This is a genomic window from Synechococcus sp. R5-15 (assembly GCF_047462035.1).
GTDB lineage: Bacteria > Cyanobacteriota > Cyanobacteriia > Thermostichales > Thermostichaceae > Thermostichus.
The window spans coordinates 1-4,371 of the sequence record NZ_JANSIK010000024.1; the positions used below are offsets into that span (position 1 = coordinate 1).

The 4,371-nt window shown below is 60.9% G+C and carries 3 protein-coding genes; 1 reads left to right on the top strand and 2 read right to left on the bottom strand.

Annotated features, from left to right (window positions below; all coding sequences use genetic code 11):
* Positions 1-73: 73 nt before the first annotated feature.
* Both NW839_RS02655 and NW839_RS02660 read right to left on the bottom strand, forming a co-directional pair.
* The gene (locus NW839_RS02655; RefSeq protein WP_414331861.1) at positions 74-2,242 is read right to left on the bottom strand and encodes a M48 family metalloprotease; all 2,169 of its coding nucleotides are present in this window, start codon (positions 2,240-2,242) and stop codon (positions 74-76) included.
* A gap of 102 nt (positions 2,243-2,344) precedes the next feature.
* Positions 2,345-3,628: a competence/damage-inducible protein A gene (locus tag NW839_RS02660; protein WP_414350394.1), complete on the bottom strand. Its 1,284-nt coding sequence runs from the start codon at positions 3,626-3,628 to the stop codon at positions 2,345-2,347.
* Positions 3,629-3,794: 166 nt separating this feature from the next.
* Here NW839_RS02660 and NW839_RS02665 point away from each other — a divergent pair, with 166 nt between their 5' ends.
* The gene (locus tag NW839_RS02665; RefSeq protein ID WP_369791772.1) at positions 3,795-3,920 is read left to right on the top strand and encodes a helix-turn-helix domain-containing protein; all 126 of its coding nucleotides are present in this window, start codon (positions 3,795-3,797) and stop codon (positions 3,918-3,920) included.
* Positions 3,921-4,371 lie beyond the last annotated feature (451 nt).

Sequence of the window (4,371 nt, forward strand, 5' to 3'; positions counted from 1 at the left end):
CAAACAGAATGCTATCGCTGCATAGTTGAACAGTGATGTTCAGCAGTGTTCAGCGTAAATGTATCAGCCTGGCTCACCACCGCCGCAGGTAAGAGGCCAAGTTGGGGAAATAGAACGCCCCCCAAATCCCCAGCAGGATGACTCCCAAGCCGAACACAACCAGCCAAAGGCGCGGTCGGCTGTGCAGCTTATTGGATCCCACCTGGACGTAGGCCAGATCCACCCAAGCAGTATTGCCGCGGCGGAACCAGCCCACCACTTTGACGCGCCGGCCCACCAGGGCGCGGATCCGCTTCAGGCCGGAAAAGACATTGCCCACCGGCCCCAAAGGGGAAGTAAAGCGCACCGGGATCAGCCCTGTGGCCTCTTGCAGCTTCAGCTCTGCCCCCAGTTGATAGCCGGAGGGGCCCAGTCCCACCAACTCCCCCTCCAGCTCCACCCATTGTCCGCGGCGGGGATCCGCGTCGGGATCCGCCAGCAAGCTGAGCACATCCGTCGGCCTTGCCGGCAGGGATCCCCCGTACATCAACCCCGCTTTGGCCCACAAGCCCACCCCGTAGCCCACCACCGCTGCTGCCGCGATCACCTTGGGATCGAGACGGTTTTGCAGCAGCAGGTAGAGGATCAGCCCCACCAGCCAGCCAATGAGGATCCCGACCACTTCGGCTGCGTAGATGGCCAGATCCAGCCAAAACCGGCTTTGCAGGCGGGCCACATCCAATTTGGACCCGGATCCCAGGCTCAGCTCCGGCAGTAGGCGCAGCCGCTCTCCATATCCCGCCAAGACCTTGAAGCGGTGCCCCGGCAGCGGATGGCTGGAATTGACCTGCATCCAGCGGGCCCAAGGGTTGATTTGATCCCAAAGAAAGACTTGGCCAGCTTGGGAGGGATCCTGGAGGCGGGCGGCAGCACTGGCAGCGGCGATGGTTTTGAAGTCCAAAAAGCTGAACAGGCGGGTGCAGTGCAACAGCGAGGAAGGTCGGCGGTCGTTTTTGTGGGCCTCTTGTAAGCCGGCAGCCGATTTGAGCAGAGCAGCGATCAGCCCGTTCGGGTTGCCGGTTGCCTGTACGGCAAAATGGTCGGCATGGTAGGTGCCCAGGCGCGAGAGGAAAAACAGGGGATAGGAAAGCACCGTGTAGATCAAGTAGAGCAGAGGGGCCACATGCCCGATCAGATCCCGCCGCCGACTTTGGCCGCGCCCCTCCCCCAGCTTGCTCACCTGCTCTAGGGCCAGGTAAACCAGTTGAATCGGGGATCCCAGCAGGGTCATGACCAGGATATCTCCATTAACAATTCGCCCCAGGGCCTGGGCGTAGACGGCGGCAATCTCATCCTCAGAAAGCTGCTGCAACAGGGCTTGGGTGACCACAATGCGGCAGCCATCAGAAAAAGTGCCGTAAACAAAGGCCAGCGGCCCAGCATCCGGGATCACCCCCAGTCGGGGCTGTTTTAGCTGGTTTTGGGCACAGATGCGCTGCAGCAGGCGCGCCGTTTCGGGGCTGTGGCGTTCGATTTCGCCAAGCCTGGCCCAACGCAACTTGTGCAGCCGTTGGTGGAGCTGATCCATCAGCCAGGGGGCAAAAAAGAGAAGGCCTACTCCAAAGTTGACCGCCAGGCTGCCGGCCACCAACCACCGCAGGCCATTGCGCAGCCAGGGCAGCAACCCCTGCAAAAACCAAAGCTGCCGCGGAAAACTCAGCCGGCCAAAATCCAGATGGCTGCCTACCAACACAAAGCTCAGCCACCAAAGGAAGACAATGCCCACCCCTAGGGATCCCCACTTGGCCCAATGCAGGGGGCCGGCCCGCTCCGGCAGGGGGATCTTCATACCCAGTTGGGCGGCCCGTTGACGGGTGGACAGGGATCCCGCTCCAGGAGACGGCTCCTCTGGGGGAGCAGAACGCGGTTCGACAGGTTTGGCGGACGGAGCAGCCAGGGACTCTGTTGCAGTGGGCAGGCGAAGCAAGATCTTCTTGGCCCAGCCTTGCGCCTGGGGGTTGGGGTGTTGCAGCAGCTCTAGGCAGAGGGACCGTGCCTTCTCCGTCTGGCCCAACTGGTGGTAGGCCCGCACCAGGTTCATTTGGGCTTCCAGGGCTTCGCCGTCAGATGAGTCTGCCGGGATCCCTAATGCTTTGTCCTGCTGACGGGATTGGGCCAGGTAGCCTTCAAAAAGTTGGATGGCCTCTTGAAGGCGGCCCTGCCGCAGGGCTTCCTTGCCCGCCTGGACGGCATCGGGGATCATCGGCTTGCTCCTTGCCTGGTAGGGTCTGCTTCTGGAGATCGGTTGGATCCATCTGCTCCCCTAGCTTACTCAGGGATCCAACCCCGAGAGACTGGATCCCCCCTAAAGGGGGTAGCAGAGCAAGCGCCGCCGCAAGCGATCCAGAGCCGTCTGGGCGCTCCACCAACGCACCCCCTCTCTGCCGCGCAGGCTGCCCAACCGGTACTCGTGTACTTCCACCTTCCCTTGCGGATCCGCCAAACCCAGATACACAAGACCGACTGGCTTGGTGGCGGTGCCTCCCTCTGGCCCGGCAATGCCGGTGATGCTCAAGGCCCAGTTGGAGCCCAGGACTTGCTTGGCCCCCAGCGCCATTTGGGCGGCCACCGCCTCGCTCACGGCCCCGTGCTGTCGCAGGGTTTCCGGATTCACCTGTAAAAGCTGCTCCTTGATGCGGTTGTCGTAGGCCACGATCCCCCCCACAAAATAGCGGGAGCTGCCCGGGATCCCGGTCACCAACTGCCCCAGCAGCCCGCCGGTGCAGGATTCTGCCACCGCCAGAGTTTGACCCCGTTGCAGCAACAGCTCTCCCACCACACCGGCCAAGGTGGCGTCATCGCTGCCGAAGTAGTCTTCTCCAGAAATCTGTAAAATCTGCTCCACCACCGGGGCGATCAAGGCTTGGGCCTCTTCACGACTGGGAGCACGTCCGGTAACCCGCAGGCGTACCTCCCCCTGGCTGGCGTAGGGAGCCACCGTAGGGTTTTCCCCCGCCAACAGGGATCCCAGCCGTTCGGCCAGCGTCGATTCGGGAATGCCCCAATAGCGCAGTACCCGGCTGTAGAACACCTCTTTTCCCCAGCCGATGGAGCGCAGATAAGGCACGGCGGTCTCCCGCCACATGTGTTGCATCTCCCGCGGCACCCCAGGGAAGGTGAGAATGTGCAGGTCGGGCCGGGGCTGCCAGATGAGGCCACAGGCGCTGCCAAGCGGGTTGGGCAACACCCTCGCTCCCCGGGGCAGAAAAGCCTGCTTGCGATTGCTCGGCGAGGGCACAAGGCCCCGCTGCCCGTACTTTTGCAGGATCTCTTCCCACACTTGGGGGTGCTCCACCATCTCCGCCCCAAAAAAGGAAGCCAGCGCCTCATGGGTGAGATCGTCCGGCGTCGGCCCCAAACCCCCGGTGATCAGAATCAAGCTGGAACGACCACAGGCCACCTCCAGCGCGTGGTGAATGCGGGCCTCGTTATCCCCCACCACCGTTTGGTAATAGTGGGGGATCCCCAGTTGCGCCAACTCGGCTGCCAAGTACTGGGCATTGGTATTGGTGATCTCTCCCAAAAGCAATTCTGTGCCGATGCAGAGGATCTCAGCCCCTTGGGGAATAGCAGTTTGCGGTGGGATCATGCTTGGCCTCGAGCTCAGCTCAGCCGCAAGAGAAGTATACAAGCAGGGAGGTCTCGGCCTCCCTGCGCGCCCCCAGATTTTGGGCTTGCAGTTGGCCATTCCAAATGGCGGTGAGACAACCGGCAAGTTTCCATCTCCGGCGCCGGCAAAAAGATTGGGGGACGAGATGTATCCGACAGCACAACAGCGACAGACGCTGCAGCAGTGGTTGGGAACAGCTCGGTTTGTTTATAACCGCACCCTAGATTTTCTGAAGTCTTTAGAAGGCGAGCGTCCACCTGGATGCAAGTAGCTACTCACCACATCTTGCCTTCTCTACCAGATTGGGCGAAGGCAGTCCCGTACCAAACCAGAAAGTGGCAGTCATTGTTTGCGTTTTGTTTGCGTTGGCCCATTCAAGACTTGCGGGATGAGCGCCAAGGCGGCCAGGTTCTGGGTGGACAACTTTGACATTTATTCTTTGACATTTTCTTTGACATTATTTGACATTGTTTATTGTCTTGGTTTATTGTCTTGCTGCTCAAGTTTCAGACCTCCAAGATAGCGGTCAGAAAGCAGCGCCAGCTACATGCCAAGACGGTGCGCTTGCTACTGGTGGGCGCGTAGTGCGTTCCAGGAACGGCCAGAGGCTGTGGCTGAGCAGTACGGGAAACAAGCATTGACATCCTCCCCGGCCTGAAGGCCGGAGATTCCTACCACGCTACGCATGGATGGCTCCTTGCGCAGTCGTCTCGGCGGGTTCC

Bases quoted from the DNA above. Each gene is read 5' to 3' on its own strand.
- NW839_RS02665 (WP_369791772.1), top strand. From the start codon at position 3,795: ATGTATCCGACAGCACAACAGCGACAGACGCTGCAGCAGTGGTTGGGA.
- NW839_RS02655 (WP_414331861.1), bottom strand. From the start codon at position 2,242: ATGATCCCCGATGCCGTCCAGGCGGGCAAGGAAGCCCTGCGGCAGGGC.
- NW839_RS02660 (WP_414350394.1), bottom strand. From the start codon at position 3,628: ATGATCCCACCGCAAACTGCTATTCCCCAAGGGGCTGAGATCCTCTGC.